The following is a 573-nucleotide window of genomic DNA, read 5'->3' on the forward strand; positions in this document are numbered from 1 at the left end:
GGGCATTGTTCCAGGAGGTGGTGCGGCATATGTGCACCTATCTACGGTTGTCCCTAAGATCAAAGAAGCAATTGAGGACCCTGATGAGCGTCTTGGCGCTGATATTATTCAAAAGGCATTGGTAGCACCTGCTTCATTGATTGCACACAATGCTGGAGTAGAGGGTGAAGTGGTTGTCGAGAAGATCAAGGAGAGCGATTGGGAGGTGGGCTACAATGCAATGACTGACAAGTACGAGAACCTGATGGAGGCTGGTGTGATCGACCCTGCCAAGGTGACCAGGTGTGCGCTCCAGAATGCGGCCTCGGTAGCTGGAATGGTCCTAACCACACAGGCAATTGTTGTTGAGAAGCCAAAGCCGAAGCCTCAAGTGGCAGAGCCACCAGAGGGAGCCCTTACCGTTTAAAACTTAACGTTCTTGAGGCTGCTGTCCAGACGGTTYAGATCAGTTGAGAGGGTAGAACTTTGGTTTGAGAATTTTGGTTCAGATCCACTGGGAGTTGTAGAGTAGGATTTTTATTTTGCAGATGAAGAGTAATTTTACTCTGGTCTGAACTTATCCAAATCAAAGAC

1 protein-coding gene is annotated in these 573 nt (G+C 48.4%); it reads left to right on the forward strand.

The features are described from left to right. Positions 1 to 406 (forward strand): TCP-1/cpn60 chaperonin family protein (locus FWJ25_RS20770; RefSeq protein WP_281292575.1); only part of this gene is annotated, 406 nt, incomplete at its 5' end. Positions 407 to 573 lie beyond the last annotated feature (167 nt).

Origin of the sequence: Marinobacter salinexigens, from assembly GCF_008370345.1 — a bacterium.
Lineage (GTDB): Bacteria > Pseudomonadota > Gammaproteobacteria > Pseudomonadales > Oleiphilaceae > Marinobacter > Marinobacter salinexigens.